General features: G+C 35.0%; 21 protein-coding genes. 20 read left to right on the top strand and 1 reads right to left on the bottom strand.

The genetic code is table 11. From position 1 onward, the window contains the following. Window positions 1-19: 19 nt before the first annotated feature. From ACKTS5_RS17690 to rfbB, 20 genes are read left to right on the top strand one after another with little or no spacing between them, the layout of a single operon-like run. Window positions 20-454, top strand: coding sequence for an adenylyltransferase/cytidyltransferase family protein (locus ACKTS5_RS17690; protein ID WP_408045211.1), 435 nt, complete (start codon window positions 20-22; stop codon window positions 452-454). Window positions 455-458: 4 nt separating this feature from the next. Further along, complete coding sequence (locus ACKTS5_RS17685; protein WP_408045210.1) at window positions 459-1,784, top strand: UDP-glucose dehydrogenase family protein; 1,326 nt, start codon at window positions 459-461, stop codon at window positions 1,782-1,784. Continuing rightward, entirely contained in the window at window positions 1,784-2,800 is a 1,017-nt protein-coding gene (locus ACKTS5_RS17680; RefSeq protein WP_408045209.1) for an NAD-dependent epimerase, read from the top strand. Before ACKTS5_RS17685 ends, ACKTS5_RS17680 begins: the two co-directional genes overlap by 1 nt. 49 nt (window positions 2,801-2,849) lie before the next feature. Beyond that, a complete protein-coding gene (wecB, locus tag ACKTS5_RS17675; RefSeq protein WP_408045208.1) occupies window positions 2,850-3,977 on the top strand; it encodes a non-hydrolyzing UDP-N-acetylglucosamine 2-epimerase in 1,128 nt (375 codons plus the stop codon). Between the two features lie 3 nt (window positions 3,978-3,980). After that, a complete protein-coding gene (wecC, locus tag ACKTS5_RS17670; protein WP_408045207.1) occupies window positions 3,981-5,192 on the top strand; it encodes a UDP-N-acetyl-D-mannosamine dehydrogenase in 1,212 nt (403 codons plus the stop codon). A gap of 7 nt (window positions 5,193-5,199) precedes the next feature. Then, the gene (locus ACKTS5_RS17665) at window positions 5,200-6,450 is read left to right on the top strand and encodes an O-antigen polymerase (protein ID WP_408045206.1); all 1,251 of its coding nucleotides are present in this window, start codon (window positions 5,200-5,202) and stop codon (window positions 6,448-6,450) included. Beyond that, on the top strand, window positions 6,450-7,619 hold the full coding sequence (locus ACKTS5_RS17660; RefSeq protein ID WP_408045205.1) for a hypothetical protein: 1,170 nt from the start codon (window positions 6,450-6,452) through the stop codon (window positions 7,617-7,619). Before ACKTS5_RS17665 ends, ACKTS5_RS17660 begins: the two co-directional genes overlap by 1 nt. 14 nt (window positions 7,620-7,633) lie before the next feature. Continuing rightward, on the top strand, window positions 7,634-8,068 hold the full coding sequence (locus tag ACKTS5_RS17655; RefSeq protein WP_408045204.1) for a serine O-acetyltransferase: 435 nt from the start codon (window positions 7,634-7,636) through the stop codon (window positions 8,066-8,068). Between the two features lie 31 nt (window positions 8,069-8,099). Next, window positions 8,100-10,010 carry an asparagine synthase (glutamine-hydrolyzing) gene (gene asnB / locus ACKTS5_RS17650; RefSeq protein ID WP_408045203.1) on the top strand — a complete coding sequence of 637 codons (1,911 nt, stop codon included), beginning with the start codon at window positions 8,100-8,102 and terminating at the stop codon, window positions 10,008-10,010. After that, window positions 9,997-11,052 (top strand): glycosyltransferase family 4 protein, encoded by a 1,056-nt coding sequence (locus ACKTS5_RS17645; protein WP_408045202.1) that lies wholly within the window; start codon window positions 9,997-9,999, stop codon window positions 11,050-11,052. The genes asnB (ACKTS5_RS17650) and ACKTS5_RS17645 overlap by 14 nt, the downstream gene beginning before the upstream one ends. A 5-nt stretch (window positions 11,053-11,057) precedes the next feature. Next, a complete protein-coding gene (gene asnB, locus ACKTS5_RS17640) occupies window positions 11,058-12,887 on the top strand; it encodes an asparagine synthase (glutamine-hydrolyzing) (protein WP_408045201.1) in 1,830 nt (609 codons plus the stop codon). After that, window positions 12,877-14,457, top strand: coding sequence for a heparinase II/III domain-containing protein (locus ACKTS5_RS17635; protein ID WP_408045200.1), 1,581 nt, complete (start codon window positions 12,877-12,879; stop codon window positions 14,455-14,457). Before asnB (ACKTS5_RS17640) ends, ACKTS5_RS17635 begins: the two co-directional genes overlap by 11 nt. Further along, window positions 14,454-15,632, top strand: a complete 1,179-nt coding sequence (locus tag ACKTS5_RS17630) for a glycosyltransferase family 4 protein (protein WP_408045199.1) — start codon at window positions 14,454-14,456, stop codon at window positions 15,630-15,632. The genes ACKTS5_RS17635 and ACKTS5_RS17630 overlap by 4 nt, the downstream gene beginning before the upstream one ends. Beyond that, window positions 15,625-16,539: an NAD-dependent epimerase/dehydratase family protein gene (locus ACKTS5_RS17625; RefSeq protein WP_408045198.1), complete on the top strand. Its 915-nt coding sequence runs from the start codon at window positions 15,625-15,627 to the stop codon at window positions 16,537-16,539. Before ACKTS5_RS17630 ends, ACKTS5_RS17625 begins: the two co-directional genes overlap by 8 nt. Beyond that, window positions 16,536-17,219, top strand: coding sequence for a PIG-L deacetylase family protein (locus ACKTS5_RS17620; protein ID WP_408045197.1), 684 nt, complete (start codon window positions 16,536-16,538; stop codon window positions 17,217-17,219). The genes ACKTS5_RS17625 and ACKTS5_RS17620 overlap by 4 nt, the downstream gene beginning before the upstream one ends. Window positions 17,220-17,228: 9 nt before the next feature. After that, window positions 17,229-17,792, top strand: coding sequence for a sugar transferase (locus ACKTS5_RS17615; protein WP_408045196.1), 564 nt, complete (start codon window positions 17,229-17,231; stop codon window positions 17,790-17,792). Window positions 17,793-17,803: 11 nt separating this feature from the next. Then, window positions 17,804-18,640 carry a formyltransferase family protein gene (locus ACKTS5_RS17610; RefSeq protein ID WP_408045195.1) on the top strand — a complete coding sequence of 279 codons (837 nt, stop codon included), beginning with the start codon at window positions 17,804-17,806 and terminating at the stop codon, window positions 18,638-18,640. 2 nt (window positions 18,641-18,642) lie between these two features. Next, a complete protein-coding gene (locus tag ACKTS5_RS17605; RefSeq protein WP_408045194.1) occupies window positions 18,643-19,227 on the top strand; it encodes a PglD-related sugar-binding protein in 585 nt (194 codons plus the stop codon). Window positions 19,228-19,239: 12 nt separating this feature from the next. Next, on the top strand, window positions 19,240-20,124 hold the full coding sequence (gene rfbA / locus ACKTS5_RS17600) for a glucose-1-phosphate thymidylyltransferase RfbA (protein ID WP_408045193.1): 885 nt from the start codon (window positions 19,240-19,242) through the stop codon (window positions 20,122-20,124). Between the two features lie 3 nt (window positions 20,125-20,127). Continuing rightward, window positions 20,128-21,177 (top strand): dTDP-glucose 4,6-dehydratase, encoded by a 1,050-nt coding sequence (rfbB, locus tag ACKTS5_RS17595; protein ID WP_408045192.1) that lies wholly within the window; start codon window positions 20,128-20,130, stop codon window positions 21,175-21,177. A gap of 68 nt (window positions 21,178-21,245) precedes the next feature. On the opposite strand, the gene ACKTS5_RS17590 is transcribed toward rfbB, so the two are convergent. Continuing rightward, entirely contained in the window at window positions 21,246-23,114 is a 1,869-nt protein-coding gene (locus ACKTS5_RS17590) for a LysM peptidoglycan-binding domain-containing protein (RefSeq protein WP_408045191.1), read from the bottom strand. Window positions 23,115-23,132 lie beyond the last annotated feature (18 nt).

Here is a 23,132-nt window from a genome sequence, read left to right as displayed (position 1 = left end):
TTTAAAAAGAGAGAAGAAAATGAAAATCGGTATTACTTTTAGTGCTTTCGACTTACTTCACGCGGGGCACATTAAAATGCTTGAAGAGGCCAAGCGACAATGTGATTATTTGATTTGTGGCCTTCAAACTGATCCTACCATTGATAGACCAGAAAAAAACAGACCAGTGCAGTCTGTTGTTGAACGATATATACAGCTAAAAGGTTGTAAGTATGTAGATGAAATCGTTCCTTATACTACGGAGCAGGATTTAGAAGATATATTAAGATCTTTTCATATAGATGTGAGAGTTATTGGAGATGAGTATGCGAGTAAGCTGTTTACGGGAAGAGACTATTGTGAGAAAAAAGGTATAAAACTGTACTTTAACAAAAGAGAGCACAGATTTTCAAGTAGTGGATTAAGAAAGGAAGTTCACGATAAAGAAAGTTTAAAATCTAAGGATAAAAAATAAATAAATGAATATAGCCGTAATTGGTACTGGTTATGTAGGACTAGTTTCAGGAACTTGTTTTTCAGAAATGGGAAACAAAGTTACTTGTGTAGATATCGACAGGGAAAAAATTAAAAAGTTACATGAGGGGGTGATTCCAATCTACGAACCAGGCTTAGAAGCAATGGTTTTAAAAAATGTAAAGAACGAGAACTTATTCTTTACAACTAGTCTAGAAGAGGCAATTAAAGATGCTGAAATAGTTTTTATAGCTGTTGGAACACCTATGGGGGAAGATGGTTCTGCTGATTTACAATATGTGTTAGCTGTAGCTAGAGAAATAGGACAATCAATGGAAAAAAGATTGATTGTTGTAGATAAGTCAACTGTACCTGTAGGAACTGCAGATAAAGTAAAAGCAACGATTTTTGAAGAATTGCAAAAAAGAGGGGAGAAAATTCAGTTCGATGTAGTTTCGAATCCGGAATTTTTGAAGGAAGGAGATGCTATCAATGATTTCATGAAGCCAGATAGAGTGGTAATCGGAGCTGATTCAGACTACGCTTTTGATAAAATGAAGCAATTGTACGCTCCATTTACAATGTCTCATGATCGATTTATCGGTATGGATATTAAATCAGCTGAGATGACAAAATACGCAGCGAACGCAATGTTAGCAACAAAGATCTCATTTATGAATGAGATATCTAATATTTGTGAGAGAGTTGGAGCAGATGTTAATAATGTACGTATCGGGATAGGTTCCGATGCTCGCATCGGGTATAGTTTTATATATCCTGGCGCGGGTTATGGAGGCTCGTGTTTTCCGAAGGATGTTAAGGCCTTAAAAAAAATTGCGGAAGAGCATGATTACAATGCTCAATTGATAAAATCAGTTGAAGATGTAAATGACCGTCAAAAATTTGTTATTTCTGAGAAGATTGTGAGGAAGTATGGTGAAGATTTGACAGGGATGACCTTTGGGGTGTGGGGACTAGCTTTTAAACCAGGAACTGATGACATGCGTGAAGCTCCGGCTATATACGTCATTAAAGAATTGGTGAAGCGAGGAGCTAAAGTCAATGCCTACGATCCGAAAGCTATGGATGAAGCGGCTCATTTTTACTTGAAAGATGTTCATGATGTCGCTTATAAAAAAGCCAAATATGACGTTTTAGAAGATGCTGATGCTTTGATTTTATTAACAGAGTGGAAGGAGTTTAGATCGCCAGATTTTGATGAAATTACGAAACAGCTTAAGCAGCCAGTTATTTTTGATGGGAGAAATCAATATAATGTGTTTAATCTGGAAGAGAAAGGATTTGAATACTATCAAATAGGGAAAAATTAATGAAGATTTTGGTTACTGGGGCTGCAGGCTTTATAGGTTATCATTTAAGTAATAGTCTTTTAAATCAAGGACACGAAGTGGTTGGTGTTGATAATATTAACGATTATTACGATGTGAACTTAAAGTATGCGCGTCTAAAAGAGTTGGGGATTACTCGCGAGAAAGCTACAAAGTTTTACAATAAAGCACAGAGTGATAGCTTTGATAATTTCAAGTTTGAAAGATTAAATTTAGAAGATAAAGATGCTTTATTTACTTTATTCAAAGAGGAGTCTTTTGATGTTGTATGTAATTTAGCTGCGCAAGCAGGAGTTCGTTATAGTATTGAAAATCCTGATGTGTACGTCCAGAGTAATATCGTAGGCTTTATGAATATATTAGAGGCATCTAGATTTTTTGAAATCAAGCATTTGGTTTATGCTAGTAGCTCTAGTGTTTATGGATCTAACCAAAAGATTCCTTTTGAAGAGGAAGATCGCGTAGATTCACCAGTGAGTTTATATGCAGCTACAAAGAAGAGCAACGAATTAATGGCTCATACATATAGCCATTTGTATAAGATACCGACAACAGGGTTGAGGTTTTTTACAGTTTACGGTCCTTGGGGACGACCAGATATGGCACCTATTCTGTTTGCCGATGCAATAACGAATAATAAGTGTATTAAAGTCTTTAACAATGGAAACATGGAACGAGATTTTACTTATATCGATGATATCGTAGAAGGTGTAAATAGAGTGTTAACTTCGACACCAAGAACAACTGAACTTTATAAATTGTATAATATAGGGAACAATAATTCGGTGAAATTGATGGACTTTATAGCTGCCTTGGAGGATAATTTTGAAACGGTGGCGGATAAGGAAATGTACCCTATGCAAGCTGGAGATGTCCAGAGAACATGGGCAGATGTTACTAGATTGATTTCAGATTATGGTTACAAGCCTCAAACGGATATAAGCGATGGAGTTCGGGAATTCGTAGTTTGGTACAAGGAATATACCCAAAAAAGTTAAATCAGTTTTAATAATTCACAATGATAAGTTTACGTAAAAAAAGAGATTGATGAAAAAGAAGAATTTAATAATTTTTGGAACGAGACCTGAAGCTATAAAAATGGCTCCGTTAGTTAAGGAGTTTGCTAAATACAATGATGTATTTGATACAAAAGTGTGTATTACAGCACAACACAGAGAAATGTTAGATCAAGTTTTAGAATTTTTTGAAATAACCCCAGATTTTGATATGGATTTAATGAAGCCTAATCAAAATTTGTATACGCTTACTGCTGACATCATAACAGGTCTTAAGCCGATTTTAGAAGAATTCCAACCTGATTATGTTTATGTTCATGGAGATACCACTACTACGATGGCTTCTAGTATTGCAGCTTTTTATTCAGGAGCTCAGGTATGTCACGTAGAAGCTGGATTGAGAACTTTTAATAAGAGATCACCATTTCCAGAGGAAATAAACAGAAGTGTTACTGGACGCATTAGTGATTTTCATTTTTCACCGACGACTACTTCAAAGACTAATTTAATGAATGAGAATATAAATGAGGATGCAATTATAGTTACAGGAAATACTGTTATTGATGCACTTCATTTTAGTTCTGAGAAAGTTACTTCTGATGACTTCAAGGATGAGGAAGTTTCTTTCTTGAAAGGAGTTGTAGACTTAACAAAAAAAATAATTTTAGTTACTGGTCACAGACGAGAGAATCATGGTCAAGGGTTTATTGATATATGTACTGCTTTGAGGAGGTTAGCTGAAACTAATGAAGATGTCCAAATCATCTATCCAGTACACCTAAACCCAAATGTTCAAAAACCGGTATATGAATTACTCGATGGAATTGCTAATATTCAATTAATAGCGCCTCTTTCATACCCTGCTTTCGTTTGGCTAATGAATCAATCCTACCTAATTATAACAGATAGTGGAGGAGTTCAGGAAGAGGCACCGAGTTTAGGGAAGCCAGTACTTGTAATGAGAAACACTACAGAAAGACCTGAGGCAGTGGATGCAGGGACAGTTCTGTTGGTAGGTACGGATAAAGATAAGATTGTTCAAGAAGCTCAAGATTTATTGAATAATAAAAACAGATACTCTTCAATGAGTAAATTACACAATCCATATGGAGATGGGTCAGCGTGTAGTCAAATTGTCAACTATATAAAAGAATTATAAAGAATGAAGAAGCCTGAAGTTGTAATGATTGGGTTAGGGTACATTGGGTTACCCACAGCAGCTCTAATTGCTCAAAATAATGTAAATGTCTATGGTGTAGATATCAATGAAAATGTAGTTGAAACGATAAATAGGGGCGAAATTCATATCGTAGAACCAGATTTAGATAATGCAGTTGCACAAGCGGTAGCGGGAGGATATTTAAAAGCTGCTACTTCGGCGGTTGAGGCAAATAATTACTTAATTGTTGTTCCCACTCCTTTTAAAGGAAAGAATGAACCAGATATTTCTTTTGTAGAGGCTGCTACTCGTGGAATTATTCCACTTCTTAAAGAGGGGGATTTATATATTATTGAGTCAACCTCTCCCGTTGGAACTACTGAAAAGATGCGAGATCTAATTTATGGGCAGAGACCAGAGCTTCGAGATAAACTTTATATTGCATATTGCCCAGAGCGTGTATTACCGGGTAATGTAATGTACGAACTTGTTCATAATGATCGCGTAATAGGGGGGATTGATAAAGCTTCTACCGAAAAAGCTATTGCTTTTTATGGACAATATGTAAAAGGAGATTTACACAAGACAAATGCTCGCACTGCTGAAATGTGTAAATTAGTTGAAAATTCTTCAAGAGATGTTCAAATTGCCTTCGCGAACGAACTCTCTTTGATTTGCGACAAAGCAGATATTAATGTATGGGAACTCATCAATTTAGCGAATAAGCACCCGAGAGTAAATATTTTACAGCCAGGATGTGGTGTGGGAGGTCATTGTATTGCCGTAGATCCATATTTTATCGTATCGGAGTATCCAATGGAAACTAAAATCATCGGAACTGCTAGAGAGGTGAATAATTATAAGTCATTTTGGTGTGCGGAAAAAATTCAAACAGCAAAACTAAAGTTTGAGTTAGATAACGGGAGAAAACCGAAGGTGGCATTGATGGGCTTGGCATTTAAACCGAACATAGATGATCTTCGTGAATCACCAGCAAAATATATCGTTAATAAGGTGTTACAAAATGATAATAATGGCGAGTACTTTATCGTTGAGCCTAATATTGAGGAACACAGTGTTTTCAAATTAACTGATTATCAAGTGGCTGCTGAGGATGCGGATATCATTGTGTTTCTCGTCAATCACGATGAATTTAAAAATATAAATAATCTAGAAGGAAAAATTGTTTTAGATTTTTGTAATTCTAGAGGCTAAAATCGAGATGTTATTAGGTTTTTTAATTTATATATTCATTTTTTTTAGAGTTTTTGTAAAAAGTAAATATAATTTCTTTAATCCTAAAGTTTTTATACTAATCGTTGGATTGTATTATATATTCCCCGTCGCATTTTTCAATGATGTTGGGGATTATAATAAATATTATTTACCATTAAATTCTAAGGAAATCGATTATTGGCTTCTGATTATATTCACAGCTTTATTTATTGGTTTTTATGATGTCATAGCGAGTATACATCGGAAAATATCAGGTAAGTCTAGAAAAATAAAAATAAATACCAAACTGACCAACATCTGGTTATGGATTGGTATTTCTTTTGCTATCTATTTTTATTTCGTGTTCTCAACATACGGATCATTTATCCAGTATTTTTTGACCTCGAGATATGATCGGTATATCGATGATCAAGGAATGGGGGCATATATGTTACTAATTTATTCACTGCCATTCTATTTTTCTTTTATTTATTTAGTTAATAGAAAGGCAGGTAAATCGAATATTCTTACCTACATTATCACAGCCTTATATATCTTGATTTTTTTAGCTCTTGGTGAAAGAAGAATAATCGTTACAACCTTTTTGGCTTATGGGTATGTTCTCTACAGCCTTAAAATTTTAAAGAATAAAACAATTTTTGTAGGTATATTTTTATTTATTCCAATATTTACTTTTTTAGGAGATGCAAGGAATTTTAGAACGGATTTCTCCGAGGTTCTCGAATTTTCTAAAGAAAGAAAAATATTTGATGTTAAGAATTTGGTGTCAGGTGAAAACAAGGCGCATTATTATATAATTGATCGAACCCTAAATGAAGAGAAGGAAGTACTCTACGGGGAAACATACTTAAGTGGGCTGACGGCTCTGATGCCAGGATGGTTAATAGGTGAACGCGTTGATGTTTACGGAATGCATTTCGTAAAGAATTATGAAAATTCAGATGGTAGAGCTGGAGCTTTTTTAGCAAGTAGTTTGCTTGCAGAAGGTATCGGTAATTTCGGTGTTTTAGGTGTAATTTTAGGATCCTTGTTTTTAGCAGTTTTTGTGTTTTTCGTATTTAATTATGCCAATGTGTTACCTGAAGAAGCTAAGCTCGTGTATGAATCGTCATTATACCCTTTATTACTGATCGTTTTTAGAGCAGATAGTGGTATGCTTATACAAGCTTTTTTTATTTATAGTGTCTTATCTATCGGGGTTATTTTTGTTAATTCCCTTAAAAAGAATGTTGGCTAATGAATAAAATTCCAGATGGACTTGTTAATTTGGGAACGAGTTTAATATTATTGTTTTTTCGTCTCTATTTGTCAATCTATGCTTTGGATAGTTTTGGATTAACTTTTTTGGGGGAATATAATTATTTTCTTGTATTTACCAGTATTTTGGTGGTAATTTCCATTCTAGGAGCAGACTTAAAACTAAACATTGATGTCAAAAAGGAGAATGAGGTGGATTTTTTTAAAGTCCTTGTTTCTTTGATAAATGTTATTGTAGTTTTTCTGATGTTAGTTGGTATAAATACGTTTGTCTTACAAACGTCAATATTCCCATCCTATAATGTTTATACAGTTTTTACTTTTTTACTTTTTCATTATTTATATCAGTTATTAACGCATGCTTTGTTTGGACTTTCGTTGTTTAAACTCAATTTCTCGATTACTTTTTTGTCTGTGTTAATTAGTTTTACTGGACTTATATTGTATGAATTGGATGTGGTATATAGTTGGTATCTGATTTATATAATTTATGTATTAACGTGTATATTGATTTTGTTCTTTAAAGGAAAAATTAAGATGAATGTTATAGGGATTCCTTCGATTAAACTGTATTACAAAGAAATATTTAGTATAGGAGGCTTTGCTATTTTGAATAATTTAGTATTGAAAATTGATACATTTTTTATTAAAGTGTTTTTTCCTAGTGCCTTGGGTATTTATACTGGAATTTTGAATATTGTGGAGCCTTTATATTTCTTACCACGAAGTTTTTCAAATATAATATTGAATAAATCGATCGATAACAAAAGCGTTTCTATTGATAGAAAAAAGGTGTTGATAGGACTGTGTTTAGTTCCTTTAATGATTTTAATGGGATATTATGTTGGAAATTTGGTGTACAAAAATATCTTGGTCGGAAATGAAATTCTTTATGTAATATTATTTTGTTCAGTAGTAGTCTATTCTTGTGTTATTGCTTTATCTTTTGCTGTACTTAATGAGAATGTTAAACTGTTAGGGAAAATCTATTTTTTCGGATTTGTAATTGAATCCATTGGACTATTGATTAGTAGTTATCTAATCAAAAATGAATTAGTAATAGCGATGGTTTGTTTTATTTCTTATGCATACATGTTTGTTAACGTGTATCGTTTGTATAAAAAGCATTCGAAGCTAAACAGAAATTAATTAAAAAAGTTAAAATGAATCCAATATTATTGCAGAGAATATCCTATAGACTTAGGAAAATCCCCGTTCTACCTAAATTTATAACCTATTTCATCAGATTGATTTTCGGATGTTATTTTCCTTATAATTTAAAGGTAGGGAAAAACTTTATTTTAGGGTATGGTGGTATTGGTGTCGTTATCCACCAGAATTGTGTCATAGGAGATAATTGTCACATCGATCAAAATGTGACCTTGGGTGGAACTTCCAAGAAAATTGAAGTCCCAGTGTTAGGTAATAACGTGTATGTAGGTGCTGGAGCTGTTATATTGGGGCCTATAACCATTGGTGATGACGTGGTTATAGGTGCGAATGCAGTTGTTGTAAAAGATATTCCTTCAGGGTCTCTAGTGGTTGGAGTACCAGCAAGGATTATTAAAACAGGAATAAAGAAGAGTGATTATATTTAGTATTGTAACAAGGCTATAAAATTTATAAATAATGTGTGGTTTTTCGGGAATAATTTCAAAGGGAGATATAACAACTGATACGCTCAGAAAAATGGGAGAGTTGATCTCACATAGAGGTCCAGATAATCAGGGTGTTGAGGTGGTTTCGACTGCTGGCGCTACTGTTGGTTTTGTGCATAGGAGATTGTCAATTTTAGATTTGTCACCTGCGGGTAATCAACCGATGTGGAATGAGGATAGAACTGTCTGCATGGTTTACAATGGAGAGGTTTACAACTTTAATGAGCTTAAAAAGCAGGTAGAAAAAGAAGAGGGGATTACCTTTAAGTCGGATTCAGATTCAGAGGTGATTTTGGTCTTGTATAGTATGTATGGGAAAGATTTTGTGAATCGATTAAATGGAATGTTTGCGATAGTCTTAATGGATATTAACGCAGAGAAGGTGTTTATGTTCAGAGATAGGGTTGGGGTCAAACCTCTTTATTACGGAGTCAATGCCGGTAAATTCTATTTCGGTTCTGAATTGAAGTCGTTTTTTGGAGACAGTGATTTTACTCCGAAAGTGGATAATTCAGCTGTCCAAAGCTTTTTACAATACGGTTATGTTCCGAATCATAAATGTATATATCAAGGTATCCACAAAGTTGTTCCAGGAGCTTTTATCTCTTATGATTTAAACTCTGGAGAATTTGAAGAAGAAGTTTATTGGGAGCTTGAAAAACAAATTAGAAAGAAGAAAAATAGTTCTTTAGAAGAACAAAAGAATGAGTTTAAAGAGCTGTTCGAAAGTTCATTTAATTACAGGATGGTTTCTGATGTTCCCGTTGGAGTATTTCTTAGCGGAGGCTATGATAGTACATTATTAACAGGAATACTTTCTAAAACGCATAAGGGGCTAAAAACATTTACCATTGGTTTTGAGGATAAAGCGATTGATGAATCATCACATGCGAAGGCCATAGCTTCTCATTTTGGTACAGAGCATCACGAATTCATATGTAGTTCTAAAGATGCATTGAATTTCGTAGGTAAAATCCCTTTTTTCTACGATGAACCATTTGGAGATCCAAGTGCGATACCCACGATGATGGTGAGTGAAAAAGCTTCAAAACATGTAAAAGTTGTTCTTTCGGCGGATGGAGGAGATGAAATCTTCGCAGGATACGATAAACATCAATGGGCTATAGATATTTTTAACAAAAGAAGGATGTTGAACTCACTACCGTTTAAAGTCCTGTTTGGCTTACTTTCATCCAAACCAATTGTTGCTCTAGCCAATTCATTAAAAATACGCAACTTCGATACGAGATTGAAAAAGGTTAGAGAACTCGCTAAAAAGGAAAGTTTAGTTGATGTTATGTGTGGTGTCTCTCAGTATATATCGGATACAGAAATAGGTGATTGGATTAAGGAGGTAAAAAAGGAGGATTTGAGTTATTTCAAAAATATTTCTCCTAATTCAGGAAATGATATTGATGATATGCTTTATGTGGATATTAAAACACACCTACCAGATCAAATAATGACAAAGGTTGACAAGGCCACGATGTTTTCATCAATTGAGGGAAGAGAGCCTTTACTTGATTATAGAATTATTGAAAAGTCATTTTCCTTAAGTAATGATTTAAAAATAGTCCCTAATACTCATACAAAACGATTGCTAAAATCCGTGGTCTGGGACTTTGTGCCAAAAGAAATGATTGAACGCCCCAAACAAGGATTTGTTATCCCGTTAGCTGAATGGTTGCGGGGTCCTTTAAGAGATCAATTGAATCAATTGATTTCCGAAGATGAACTTGATAGTTCGTTGTTTAACATTCCATTTATCGTAGATTATAAAAATCGATTTTTACGTGGAGAGAATTTGAGTGAGCGTAAGTTATGGCATGTTTTTATGTTTCAAATGTGGAGTAAACAATGGGAGACTTATGGAAGGAAATAGAAAGAAAAAGGTTTTGCTCATTGGTCCGTTACCACCTCCTATTGGCGGTACTACAGTTTCTTTTGATTATTTGGTGAAAGCAACCGACAAGATAAACTCTTTTGAATTTAAGGTTGTCAATTTAAAATTGAGTGAAAATAGGTTGAAAAACATTTTGTTACAGGTATTCCTATTGTTGAGGATTATAAGTTTGATTTTCACTCATGATATTATTTCTTTTCACGCTAACCCGAGGAGAATTGCAGTATGGGGACCAATATTTTTGAGAATTGCTAAATTGCTTGGAAAGAAAATCCAGTTTCGTTTTTTTGGGAGTGATTTGGATCTTTTTTATAAAGAATCGAATGTAAATGAGTTGCTTATTCATAAGTTAAAAGCTGCAGACCAGATTTTATTACAGACGAAAGGTTTAATTAAGTTTTGGAGAGAGCATCTTAAGACAGAAGATAATGTTCATTGGTTTGCGACATCCAGACCAATTGCTATAGAAAGCGTAGAGAAGAGAGTTAATGAAGTGGTGAGATTTGTTTATGCCGGCCATGTGAAGGAAGAAAAAGGAATTAAGGTGTTGCTGGATGCTTTTAAGCAACTTGATCATGAAGAACAGGTGATACTAGATATTTATGGAAAATGTACGGATGCCGAATTAGAGTCTCGCATGAGAAATATGGAAAGAGTGAATTATATAGGTGAGGTTACGGCGGATGTCATCAGAAAGCAATTGTTCACGTACGATGCTTTTTTATTTCCTTCGTTTTGGAAAGGAGAGGGATATCCTGGGGCTTTAATTGAGGCAATGCAAGCTGGTCTTCCAATAGTATCAACTGATTGGAGATACCTTACTGAATTGGTAGAACATGATTACAATGGATTATTGATTGAACCTCAGAATATACCTGACCTAGTTAAAGCAATGACCTATTTGATAGAGAAACCAAATAAGAGAGAAGAATACGGTAAGAATTCAAAAACTTTTGTTAAGAAATTTGATTCTGATGAATGGAATTACAGAGTTTTTGAAAGTCTTTTACGAAAATTTTAGAAGAGATGTGTGGAATATTAGGATATATAAGTAAGCAAGAATTAAAGCTGCACGAAGGATTAATTGAAATGGAGCACCGAGGACCTGATGCTCAAGGCATATATGAGTTTCAGAATCTTAAAATGGGACACCGACGTTTGAGTATTATTGACTTGAATGAAGGAGCTAACCAACCATTTATATACCAAAATCAAATACTCGTTTTTAATGGGGAAATCTACAATTATAAAGAGCTGAAAGCTATATTGCTAGCTGAGGGTGTTGATTTTCAGACTGAAAGTGATACGGAAGTACTCTTACATTGGTTAATTAAGAAGGGAATAGAACAGATTGGACAGGTAGAAGGAATGTTTTCATTTGCTTGGTTCAATGAAACATCTAAAAAGCTCTTTTTGGTAAGAGATAGTCTTGGAATTAAACCACTTTATGTTTACCAGGAAGAAGGGAAGTTGATTTTTTCTTCTGAAATTAAATCAATTTTTTCCGTACTTCCTGAAGCGAAAAGAATAGATGAATCGTGTTTAGCGGAATATCTGCTCAACGGATTCATTTACGAACCTGAAACAGGATTTAAAAACATCCGAAAAATCGCGCAAGCAGGATATGAAGTATATGATTTGGATGCTAATTTGCTTGAGGAAGTGAAATATTGGAACCTTTCTAAGGCGCCTAAAATGAAGAGTTCAAACAGTATAATAGAGAAAGAAATTGATAATTCTATTCGTGAACATTTGGTAGCTGATGTTCCTGTTGGATTGTTTTTTAGTGGAGGAATTGATTCAAGTATTATCCTGTCACAAACTAGAAACACAATATTACCTATTACTGTAAAGTCATCTGAAAATGATTATAAAGAGGCAGGAATGTCTAGCGATTATGATTATGCTATGGAAATAGGTAAAAAACTAAATATAGATGTAGAAGCTATTCCTTTAGAGGAGACAGAGACGAATGATAAATTTTTGGCTTTAGTAGAGGAAGTCGCCATAGGTAATGAAGAACTTATCGCTGACTTTACATACCAAAGTTCTAAGCTTTTATCAGAGAAAGCAAAAGCTAAGGGATTAACAGTCATGATCAGTGGTATGGGAGCTGATGAAATTATGGCCGGGTATCCACGCTATAAATTAGTTAAATACGATGGCCTGTTAGGTTTAATGAAACCATTAGTTCGCGTTTTTGGAAAAAGAAGTAAATGGATGGCTAAAAAAGCCGAACGATTTCAAAATTACTTTGATGCAAAGGATTTCTCTATGAAATATACATCACTTATAGGATATTTTTCTATGAGTGAAGTGGAGAGTTTATTGGAAAGTAAAACAGGAATTGACCGATATAAAGATAAACTAGATAGATTATTGGCTCCTGTAAAAGGAATGAGTAAACTCCGGAAAGCAATGTATTTGGATTATTTCGGGTTCCTTTCCCATAATTTTTCTGTATCTGATAAATCAAGTATGCAGGCTAGTATCGAGTTAAGAGTGCCTTTAGCAACAAAACGACTTTATGAGTTATCATGGAATTTGAAAGATATAGGTTTGATCGATTTATTTAAATTTAAGAAACCTCTAAGAGCTTATCTTTTGAAGTACCTTCCCAAGAAAATTGTTGATAGGAAAAAAGCTGGATTTAACCCACCGATGGATAATTTTATATATCAGCTTGGGTTCGAATCAATACTTGAAGTATATCGAAAAAATGGATTATTTGAGTTTGTAAAGGAAGAGGTTGTCCGTGAAATAGCTCAAAAGCATTTTGATAAGAGAGTGAACAATACTTACAAGTTATATCAGTTATTACACTTTTCTTACTGGTTGAAAAATTATGCTGGATAAAATTAAAAAAATACCGTTAGTATTTCATACTGTAAAATACTTAAAACCGATTCAGATATATTACCAAATATATTACAGAGTGCGTTCGATGATAGGAATCACGCCAGGTTTTAAAGGTAAAGAGGAGCAGTTTCTGGATTTAGAGTGGAGGGATGTAGTTTACAACCCAACAACACTAAAAGGTGAAAATACCTTCGAGTTTTTAAACTTGAAAAAAGCTTTTATTCCGGTTATCGATTGGAATGAGGATTCTTTTGGTAAATTATGGACGTATAACTTGAATTATTTTGAATATTTAAATCAAGAAAATATCTCCTCAGAACAAGGACAGAGGTTAATTCAGAATTTTATTGAAGATTATCATCTTGTAAAGGATGGAAAAGAACCTTATCCGACCTCTTTACGGATAATGAATTTAATGAAGTTTATTGGAAAAAATCAATTAAATGACCCAAGTTATTTTAAATTACTGAAAGAGGATGCTGACAGACTTATGGGGACTTTAGAATATCATTTATTAGGAAACCATTTGTTAGAAAATGGATTTGCACTTTGGTTTGTTTCGCATATTTTTAAAGATCAGAAATATTATGATAAAGCGATTGAGATTTTAAAAAGTGAGTTAGACGAACAAATACTGAATGATGGCGCTCATTTTGAATTATCACCAATGTATCATATACTTATATTGTATCGATTATTAGATGCTGTCAGTTTAGCCCGAACTAATGATCGAGCTAGACCAAAGGAAGATCTCGCATACCTTGTCGAAACGGCGGAACGTATGTTAGGTTGGCTTTATAATGTAACGTATAAAAACGGGACTGTTCCTATGGTAAATGATGCTTCACCAGGGATAACAATTAGTTCAAATGAAATTTTTGTTTACGCTAATGCTTTGGCCATAGAAAAAAGGTGTTTCCCTTTTAGTGATTCGGGATATAGAAAAGTAGCAACAGAAAATTTTGAGTTGTTTTTCGATGTAGGAAATATTGGACCTAGTTATCAACCAGGACATGCTCATAGTGATACGTTGAGTTTTGAGTTTCATCATCAAAAAAAACCAATAATTGTCGATACCGGAATATCGACGTATGATAAGAACGAAACCAGGCAAAAGGAAAGATCAACTGGCGCTCATAACACTGTAGTGATTAATAATGCTGAGCAATCTCAAGTTTGGGGTGGGTTTAGAGTTGCTAAAAGAGCTTCAATTATTGATCTGAAGGAGGAGGAATGTAGTATTACAGCTACACATGATGGCTATCGAGAAAATGGAATGAATCATACGAGAAGTTTTAGCTGGAATTCCGATGAAGTTTATATTCGTGATTCGATTTCAAAACCAACGGAAGGTAATGCTAAGGCCATTTTTCACTTTGATGAGCATATTGAGGTAGAGGTTCATAATATGACTGCTCGTGTTGGAAATATTAAAATTGAATTTCAAGGTGCAAACGCTATTAACCTTCAAAACTATCAGTTGGCGAAAGGGTTTAATAAAACTGTAGAAGCTTTAAAGTTAGTAGTGGGCTTCGATCAAATCTTAACAACCAAAGTATCATTATGAATATTTTATTCTTAAGTTTTTATTTTGAGCCAGATTTGTGTGCTGGCTCTTTTAGAAATACATCCTTATTCAAGGAGTTATTAGAACAATTAGGACAGGAAACTGTGGTAGATGTAGTAACAACACAACCCAATCGATACGATTCCTATAAGGTAAAAGCTGATAGTGTTGATCGTCTTAATAATCAGGTGACTATTCATAGAATTGAAATCCCTGAACATGGAAGTGGAATTATTGGCCAAATTAAGTCTTTTAAAAAGTTTTATTTTGATACATTAACATTGGTTAAGGATAAGGAATACGATTTAGTTTACGCTTCTTCTTCTCGTTTGTTTACAGCCTTTTTGGGAGCAAAGATAGCAAGGAAACAGAAAGCTAAATTGTATCTAGATATCCGAGATATTTTTCGTGAAACAATTACGGATATCTTCAAAAATAAATTGTTGAAATTAGGTTTAAATACAGTTCTAAAACCAATAGAAAGATACACTTTTGGATATGCGGATCATATTAATTTAGTTTCGGAAGGTTTTAAGAGTTATTTTGATCAATACGAAACAAGTTATTCTTTTTACACGAATGGTATAGATGAAATTTTTCTAAAAGATTCCCAATCAGAACCTCTGGAATTAAATGACCAAGAGGTTAAGACAATCGTTTATGGTGGTAATATTGGTGAAGGGCAAGGATTAGATCTAGTTATACCTCCTTTAGCAGAGAAATTCACCGGTGTTTTTGAGTTTTTAATAATCGGTGATGGAGGGGCTAAGACTAAATTAGTAGAGGAAATTACTAAACGAGGATTGAAGAATGTTAAACTAATACCTCCAGTTTCCAGGAAAGAGTTAATAGGTTATTATGAAAGTTCACACTATCTATTTTTGCATTTAAATAAACATAAAGCATTTGAGAGGGTACTGCCTTCAAAACTTTTTGAGTATGGGACTTTTAACAAGCCGATAATAGCAGGTGTAGGCGGATACGCAAACGTGTTTTTGTCAGAGCATTTGGATAATATACTCTTATTTGAGCCTACAAATTTTGAAGAGTTATCGGAGAAATTGAAAACATATAAATATAAAATGGTAGATAGAAAGGTGTTTAAGAAAAAGTTTTCAAGAAAGGAAATAAATAAACAAATGGCGAAATCTATAATTTCATTATTAAATGGGTAAAGTATTTATTTCGGGGGTTACGGGGTTTGTTGGTACCAACCTCAAAGAGTATTTAAAGGTAAACTTTGACGTTCAAGGAGTATCGAGGACCCATTTAAATAATAATATTACCTATGAGGAGTTAACTCCAGAGATATTGAGTGATGGTGATGCTTTTGTACATTTAGCAGGAAAAGCACATGATTTAAAAAATGTAAGTAGACCAAATGAGTATTTCGATGTAAATACAGAGCTAACAAAAGAGATTTTTGAACATTTCTTGACGAGTAGTTGCCAAACGTTTATTTATGTAAGTTCGGTTAAAGCTGTAGCGGATACTGTCGATGGAGTACTTACGGAAGAGTTTGTTCCGGAACCCTTAACCCCATATGGTCAGTCAAAATTGGCTGCTGAAGAATATTTAATGAAACATAAAAAAAGAGAAGGAAAAAATGTTTATGTTTTACGACCATGTATGATTCATGGACCAGGTAATAAAGGGAACCTTAATTTATTATATACTTTTGTTAACAAAGGAATCCCTTATCCGTTGGGTAAATTTGAGAATAAAAGATCATTCGTATCCGTCGATAATTTGTGTTTCATTATAGAAAAATTGATGTACAGTTCAATTGATTCGGGGATTTTTAATGTAGCAGATGATGAAGCATTATCTACGCTGGATCTTGTATCGTTGATAAGTGGGGTAATTGGAAGGCCGCTTAAAAGGATCGATCTTCCCAAGGGAGTTGTCAAAGCCTTAGCTAGACTCGGGGATATTGTTCATCTCCCCGTCAACTCACATCGATTGGACAAATTAACCGAGAACTATGTGGTGTCCAATAGAAAAATAAAGGAAGCATTAGATATTGAATTACCTATCTCGACAAAAGCAGGATTACATAAAACAATAAAATCATTTAGATGAAAACGTATTTAACAGTAACAGCTCATCCAGACGATGAAGCATTAGGGTTTGGAGCAAGTTCATATGTGTTGACACAGAAAGGACATAAAGTATTCAATTGTATCTTGTCGGGGAGTGTGGATGCCAGAAGACATCGACCAGATATTGAGGAATTAGAAAAACATACAAATAATGCACAAAAGTTTATGGGAGCGGAGCGACCTATTTTAGGCCCTTTTCCAAATATAAAATTTAATACAGTACCTCATTTAGAGCTCGTGCAGTTTATTGAAAAGATTATTGAAGAGGTGCAACCAGATGTAATTATCACTCATCATCCATACGATCTCAATAACGATCATTATCATACTTCAAAAGCTTGTCAAGCAGCGGCTCGTTTGTATCAAAGAAAACCCCTGAAGCCTTTACAAAGTTTATATTTTATGGAAATACCATCCTCTACTGATTGGGCTTTTCCTGTGGACGGACAAAATTTTGTCCCAGACACTTTTATCGAAGTAGGGGAACAAGGGATAGTACATAAATTAAAAGCTCTGTATGCCTATGAAGGAGTAATGCGTCCTTATCCTCATCCAAGAAGTGATGAAGCTATTAGGGCTTTAGCCACCTTGAGAGGATCTCAAGTAGGTAAGTTGTATTGTGAAGCCTTTCAAACGGCAATGCATATTATTGAACCTTAAAATGATTTTATGTTTTTAATTTTTAAGCGAGTTTTTGATATAGTCTTGGCAGTCTGTTTAATTATTGGGCTGATTCCAGTATATTTGGTTATTGGTCTAATAATTTATTTACAAGATTTTGGAACTCCTATCTTTAAGCAAATTAGAGTAGGAAAAGAAGGACGAGAATTTATGTTTTATAAGTTTCGAAGTATGCCTCTAAAAACCCCAAATGTAGAGTCTCACGAAAAAGATAAATTACAAATAACACCTTTCGGTAAGTTTATTCGAAGAACCAATTTGGATGAATTACCGCAATTTTTTAACGTTTTGAAAGGGGACATGAGTTTTATCGGCCCCCGACCACCGATCCCTTCGCAAGTAAATCTTATTAAATTGAGAAGATCTAATAAAGCTTTAACATTAAAGCCCGGATTGACTGGATGGGCACAGGTGAATTCTTATGATCATATGCCCGAAGAAGAGAAGGCAAAATTTGATGGAGAATATGCAGAGAAAGTTTCTTTATCTATGGATTTACTTATCTTAGGTAAAACTGTTGTTTATTTTACAAAAAAACCACCAACATATTAATCACTAAACATATGAAGTTTGCATTTGTTACCTGTGTTCAAATTGGATTGAGCTGTATGGAAGCCATTTATGATATAAATGGAGAATTAGATTTAATTGTTTCTATTCCAGATGAGAAAGCAAAGAAAAAATCTGGAAGAATCTATGTAGATGAGTTTGCGAGTACTCATAATATCCCAATTGTAAAGTCAAACCATATCAATGATGAAGCCGTTGTTAACGCTATAAAAGAACATGAAATTGATTGGTTATTTATTATAGGATGGTCACAGATAGCTTCTAAAGAAGTTATTGAAGCTCCTAATTTAGGTGCTATTGGAGCACATCCAACTTTGTTGCCTATTGGAAGGGGAAGAGCAGCAATTCCTTGGGCAATTATAAAAGGACTAGATAAAACAGGGGTGTCTTTTTTTAAAATGGATGAAGGAGTAGATACTGGATTAATTTTAGGACAGGAAGAAGTACCTATTTTATCGGACGAAACTTCTACAACTCTGTATCAAAAAGTTAATACAGCACATGAAACATTAATCAAGAAGCTATATGGTGATTTGTTGAAAGGTACTGTTAAAGGCTGGAAACAGGATGAAGCCAAGGCGACCTATTGGGAAGGTAGGAAACCTAAAGATGGTGAAATTTTGAATCATATGACGATGGAGAATGTCGATCGATTGGTTAGAGCTACCACCAAACCTTACCCTGGGGCGTTTTTTATCCAGGATGATAAAAAAATTATTGTTTGGAAAGGGGTAGCTAATGCCCAAAAGTTGGCTCGAAAAGCTAGTTTCGAAATTTGTCTGAAAGATGGATATTTCTATGCAACAAATTATGAAGTTTTAGATATTTGATTATGAAAAAGATTGCGATTATTGGTACCGGAGGACTTGGAAGAGAGGTGTTGGCGATGATTAAATCGATTAATGAATACGATAAAAAGTGGGAAATAGTTGGATTTTATGATGATGCTGTAATTGCAGGAACTAAAGTGGCTGGCTATCAGGTTGTTGGTTCCGTAGCTTTATTAAATGAAAAGAAAGAATCACTTAATGTAGTTATTGGAGTAGGGAATCCTGTTATTCGAAAGTTAATACGGAACAAAATTTCAAACAGAAATATTAATTTTCCAGTAATAATTCATCCTTCCTCGGTGATTTATGACAAGAAATCTGTCCAATTAGAAGAAGGAGTTGTAATCGCTGCAAATTGTGTTTTGACAACCGATATTAAGGTCGGTCGTTGTACGTATATTAACTCAGCGTCGGTAGTTTCGCATGATAGTGTTATTGGTGCTTTTTGCATGTTGATGCCTACAACTTCACTTTCAACAGGAGTCGTCTTGGGAAATGAAGTTTATTTAGGTAATGGAACTAAAATTGATGAACCTATACATATTGAAGAAGGAATGAGAATAAAAGCTGGATCAATATTACCTTAAAGAGTCATTCTTATGAAAGGAATTATTTTAGCAGGAGGTGCAGGAACTCGATTGTATCCCATTACGAGGGCCGTATCTAAACAGCTCTTACCAATTTATGACAAACCGATGATTTACTATCCATTGTCGGTATTGATGCTGGCGGGTATTCGTGAAATTCTCATTATTTCGACACCTCACGACCTGCCAAATTTTGAACAGTTGTTGGGAGATGGCCAAGAGTTAGGAGTTTCTTTGAGTTATGCACAACAGCCTTCACCCGATGGTTTGGCCCAAGCTTTTATAATCGGGAAGGAGTTTATTGGGAGCGATGACGTGTGTTTGATCTTAGGAGATAACATCTTCTATGGGCACGGATTGCCTGAAATGTTAAATGCAGCCGTGACTATGGTAACGCAACAAAAAAAGGCGACCATTTTTGGGTATTATGTAAAAGACCCACAACGGTATGGTGTTGTGAGTTTTGACGAAGAAGGAACCGCTAAATCTATCGTAGAAAAGCCTGTGGTACCAGCGTCAAATTACGCGGTGGTAGGCTTGTATTTCTATCCGAATTCAGTAGTGGATATTGCGGAAAAAGTAGTGCCTTCAGCACGCGGAGAATTAGAAATAACAAGTGTTAATCAAGCCTATTTAGAAGCTTCAAACTTGAAAGTTTCCTTGATGGGTAGAGGCTTTGCTTGGCTCGATACAGGAACTCATGATTCGTTGATGGAAGCAGGCCAGTTTATTGAAACTATAGAAAAACGCCAAGGTCTGAAAGTTGCGTGTATTGAAGAAATAGCTTACTACATGAAGTATATAGATTTGGCCCAATTGGAAAAACTGGCAAAACCACTCGCAAAAAGTGATTACGGGCAGTATTTAATGAATATAGTAGCAGCAAATAAGAAATAATAGATGAAGCGAATTTTGGTGACCGGTGGTGCTGGTTTTATAGGATCTCATGTAATCAAATTATTGGTAGAGAAGTACCCAAACTATCAACTAGTAAATCTTGATAGTTTGAGTTATGCAGGAAATTTAAACAATCTAACAAGTGTGCAAGCGGCACCCAATTACAGCTTTGTAAAGGGAGATATTTGTGATGCGTCATTAGTTAAGAAGTTGTTTAAAGAGCATCGGTTTGATACGGTAGTGCATTTGGCAGCGGAATCTCATGTGGACAGGTCTATCGAAGATCCTTTGCATTTCGCACGTACAAATGTCATGGGAACTTTGACCTTATTGCAAGAAGCTCGTTTGGCTTGGGAAGGTGATTTCTCAGGTAAGTTGTTCTACCATATTTCAACGGATGAAGTGTTTGGTAGCCTAAGCCACGAAGGGTATTTTGATGAATCAACAGCCTACGATCCACATTCTCCATATTCAGCATCTAAGGCGTCGTCAGATCATTTTGTAAGAGCGTTTTACGATACCTATCAATTACCGATCGTAATTTCTAATTGTTCTAATAATTACGGGCCGAATCAATTTCCTGAAAAACTAATTCCACTGTGTATTAATAATATCTGTAATGGAAAACCACTGCCGATTTACGGCGATGGAAGTAATGTTAGAGATTGGTTGTATGTAGAAGACCACGCTCGCGCAATCGATGTAGTGTTGCACAGAGGAAAAATCGGGGAAACCTACGCTATCGGAGGAGATAATGAGTACAGTAATTTAGCACTCGTAAAGTTATTGATTGAGGTGACAGATGCTTTGCTCGGAAACCCCATTGGTCATTCGGAGTCCTTGATACAATTTGTTACAGATAGAAAAGGTCACGATTACCGTTATGCCATAGATGCCTCGAAAATAAAAAGAGAGTTGAATTGGAGTCCTAGTTTGGATTTTGAACAAGGTCTAAGGGCAACAGTACAATGGTACCTGGAACACCCAGAGTGGGTGAAAGCCGTAGTCTCTGGAGCATATCAGGATTACTACGATAAAATGTATAAGCACTAAAGAAAGCATATAAAAAAACCTCGAACAAGAATGTTGTTCGAGGTTTTTTATACGGTTTAGCAAGAAGCTTACTTTAGTCGTTTTAAGCTCAAGTCTCTATTGTATTGAACGATAAACAAACCGCGGTTACTGGTGGTTCCAAATAACTTTTTACGGTAGTCGAATTTGTTTTCCAAACGGAAGGAGATTCCTTCTTTAAAAGTAGCTGATAAACTATTTCCTGAAGCCAAACGCATCAGTGTGTCATAGGTAATATCAAATCCTTTGATGGCATAGTCAGAAGGAAGTGCGTTGTTTTTCGCTTGGTATTTTTTATTAAAATTCAGAATTTCTTGTGAGGCTTCATCAGCGTATTGTGCCGTCACATAAGTAAAGTTGATGTTGGCGAGCTTGTTGTTATCAATGCTGTTATACGCCTTGTTCTTTTCTACAGCAAACACTTGTACCTCCATATCGTCTGGAAGTCCAATCATGCTGTTTAAAGCATCAGCAACGGCAACCTTATCATTAGATACTATTACGACCCAGTTTTTTGTACCCGCTTTCATCTTATTAGTAAAACGCTCTTTTTTAATGTATCCATCTTTTGGGTACAAGCTGTGTATTGCACGGATAGAATCGTGTTGTTTGAGGTTTTGGTGTAAGAGTTGGATGGTCTTTTTAGAATCTGCTTGCGAATCGCCGACTAGAAAAATAGTCTCTCCGTGATAATTAGCCTTCATATAGTTACTTAGGTAATTCGCGTAATCTTCTTTTTCAGGAGCTACTTTTATTATTTTACCTCCCGAAAGCTTGTGTTGCTTATTTGAATAGTGCGGGAAAATCACAGGTGCATTCACGTGTTTGCTTACCGCAGTTACTTTATCGGAATAAAATGGACCGATAACAACATCAGCGTTGTCGAGTTCGTCGTTGTCGATGATTGCCTCGATATTTTTACCGCGATTCCCCGTATCGAATACTTGGGTATTGATGTTAATACCTTGTTTTTTTAACGAGTCAATAGCCATAGAAGCCCCTAAGTAAAAATCGGTCACCATATTCCCCAATTTGTTATTGGTAAATATCTTTTTGGCACTTAAAGTATCGTAGGCTTGTGATTTGAACGGTAGTAAAATTGCCAAGTTGATTTCTGTGTCAAGTTGGATACTATCTCTGTAAAATTTGATATCCTCAATGGTTTTCGCTTCCTCAATAGGTTTAATTTTTAGCAATTGACCTATTGCCAAAGCGTTGTCTTTAAGCTCAGGGTATTCAGGATTGAGCTGCAACAAGTCTTCTTTGGTAATATTATAGCGTCTGGTGATACTAAATACCGTTTCTTTACTCTGAACGGTATGGGTAAGGTATTGCTCTAAAACGGTTTCTTTATCAAGGGTAATGGTCTCTTCGATAGCCTTGACTTTTAACACCTGTCCAATACTTAATACGTTGTTTTGAATTCCAGGGAATTCTGGGTTTAACGCGATGAGTTCTTCCTTAGTAATCCCGTAATTTTTAGTGATGCGATATACCGTTTCACCTGGTTTTACTTTGTGTGTTTCGTATTTGGTAACGACCTTAGTTTGATAACTAACTTCGGCTCCTTCTGAAGTTTCGGAATTACTCGTAGTACTACTTTCTTCACTGTTTTTAGTACCAGCGGGTTCTGATGGAGTTTCATCAACGACCGCGTAGGTATCAGAGGAGTTAGAAGCAGAAGAATTACCCTTTTTAATCTTAGGGTTAGGAATGACAATGACCGTATTAGGAGATGGATTTTGACCGACATCCGGATTCAATCGCATTAAATCTTCGCGATTAATTTCGAGGCGTTTGGCTACATCTTCCATAGTTTCGCCCTCTTGAATTTTATAGGAAACAAATCGCTTTTGTTGACCACAAGAGATGGTGAAGGTCAATATTCCTGATAAAATTAAAAATTGTAACTTCTTCATTTACTTCTAAAACTTTAC

Origin of the sequence: Tenacibaculum litopenaei, assembly GCF_964514025.1 — a bacterium.
In the GTDB taxonomy this organism is placed as follows: Bacteria; Bacteroidota; Bacteroidia; order Flavobacteriales; family Flavobacteriaceae; genus Polaribacter; species Polaribacter litopenaei.
Note: the sequence above shows the minus strand (reverse complement) of the source record. Positions and strands in the feature narration are given on the sequence as shown.